General features: G+C 55.5%; 1 protein-coding gene and 1 pseudogene. Both read left to right on the top strand.

Annotation, left to right across the window (positions count from 1 at the left end; genetic code table 11):
* Positions 1-600: pseudogene (locus GSQ70_RS19765) on the top strand (Replication protein); the annotation flags it as partial.
* A 990-nt stretch (positions 601-1,590) separates the two neighbouring features.
* A partial coding sequence (locus tag GSQ70_RS19760; RefSeq protein ID WP_158785384.1) for an RNase A-like domain-containing protein occupies positions 1,591-2,201 on the top strand: 611 nt, incomplete at its 3' end.

The raw sequence follows: 2,201 nt of genomic DNA, 5'->3' as shown, positions 1-2,201 counted from the left end.
TACGACGTCCTGCTGAATGCCCTGCGCGTGCTGGAGCAGCTGGACTACGTTGTCGTTCACCGTGATAAAGACGCGGACTCCGGCCAGTACAGGCCGATGCGAATTTTCCTGACCGAAAACTGCTTCACCTCACGCGGCATGACCGTTGAAAATATCCGTACGTGGCTGCATAAATACCGCCAGTGGGCGGTGGCCAGCGGCGTGGCCGAGTCCATGCGCGAGAAATATGAACGTCACCAGCTTAAAATGGCCCGCCTGGGCATTAACATCGATAACCACCACTCACTCAAAAATCGTCTGAAGCAGATAAAGCGCTGGGTGGTCAGTCCTGAACTGCGCGCCGAAAAGCTGCGCGTGACCTCGGACCTGGAAGCCGCACTGGATGGCCACGCGCAGAAGCTGCGGCAGCTGCGCCCGGAATCCACCAACGGCCGCTGGCGCACCGCGTGGCTCCGCTATGCGGCGGCCGGGCAGCTGACGCCGGTGATGCAGATGAAGCTTGAGCGCAACCTTAAGGACGAATTCCCGCAGCTGCACGTCAGCGACGCCGAGAAATACTACAGGCTGCTGCTGGAGCGCGCCGGCGTTCCGCTGAAGTAACCCCTCTGTCCTGACAGTTCCTTCCTCAACCGCGTCCTTCGCGGGCCTTATGCTGGCACTTTTCCGGTCATCCGGGGGGCCGGCAGGATATTCCGTGCCCGCCGTCCGGGAAAACAGACACTCCGTACGCAAAATTGCTGTTCCATGCCCCCATTTCCATCCTGACCCGGTCCGTGCCGGCGGGAAAATAAACGATTAATTTCGAACAAACGCCGTTGTGGCCAACATCATGAAGTTAGCTTCGAAAAGCACATGAACGTCCTGCCCTGCGGGTTCATTAACTTCGAAAGGTATACCCTTAAAATTGCTAATTTCGAACGTTACTTCTGAACAAAACATGCTCTCTAAAGAGAGAGTAACCCTGAGCCAGCCTTCGGCATGGCGTCAAAGGTAGCTCCCTTCGCTCTGCTCAGGGCAATTCCGTGCCAGAAACGCCGTGCAAAACCTTCTGGTAAACAGCATGAAGTAGCACCCCAGCAAGCCGGGGCAATGAGATTAGTTACAACACTCAGAACCAGTGAAAGCGGTCATCGATCACATCAGCACCGTGCCCCATGCAAAGCCCCGCCGCCCCGGGCTCAGAACAGAGTGGCTTCAGATTGGGTGTTATAACCAAAACATTGAGGCGCTGTGGGAGTCATTGCTGCCAGGACGGGTATACACGCCCGTAAGCGCCTTAAAGGCGCTAACGCGGAGATACGTCCGGTCTATGACCGGACCACTCCGACAGCGCAAAAAAACTTCTTCATAGCGGTCAGCGGGTCTGGCTTTGCAGGGAAGGGGGTTTGATTGGTGAAACCTGTTGATTCAGGGCGGCTGTGCCGCGTCACCGGCGCCAGCTGGCGACTGCGTTCTCTTCAGCACCCGCTGGCACCTTCATGCGCTTACGCGCATAAAAAACTCTTAGGCCTGTTTGTGATTTATTCTGCGGAAACGAATATGTCATTGCTGATATGATCGTGACTCAATTAAGGAAGAAAGGAATGTCGTATGGATACGGATGAAGGTGTGAAAATTGTCATGTCCCCGGTACAACTGGCGGCGCTTTTATCTGACAAAAGCGTCAGCGAGGGAGAAACCATGAGCAACCGCCTCTATGGTGGTCTGGGACTTGCCAGCGGTATTGTTGAAATGTTTGGGGCCGGTGCGATGTGTATCGTACCGGAACCGACGATGCTGACCAAGGCCGGGTGCGTCATCGTCGGCACACACGGCCTCGATACCATCCAGTCCTCCCTCCGTCAGGTCTGGACGGGGCATGATATCCGCAGTGATACGTATAACTCTGCGGTCTCACTGGCCGGGTCTCTGGGGGCCGACAGGAAAACGGCAATGAAGGTGGGGTTTACGATCGATCTGGCCATCCCCGTTGCATTCTCACTCGCAATGGGTGCCGTGCGGGTTATTGCTATCAGAAGTGGCCGGCTAAAGTTGGCGTCTTATGAGGCTCCTTCCGGAAGCCGTTCTGGTGGACACACCATCGAAAAGCACGCAGGTAAATCAGCAGATGAATTATTTACACGGCTCGAGTCATCCCCGCGGCTAATGCAGTCGAGCAGCTTCATCTTCTCTGTGCAGGATGCTGAAATCCTTATTTCAAA

It is taken from the genome of Pantoea sp. BAV 3049 (genome assembly GCF_009765445.1).
Taxonomy (GTDB): Bacteria; Pseudomonadota; Gammaproteobacteria; order Enterobacterales; family Enterobacteriaceae; genus Erwinia.
Note: the sequence above shows the minus strand (reverse complement) of the source record. Positions and strands in the feature narration are given on the sequence as shown.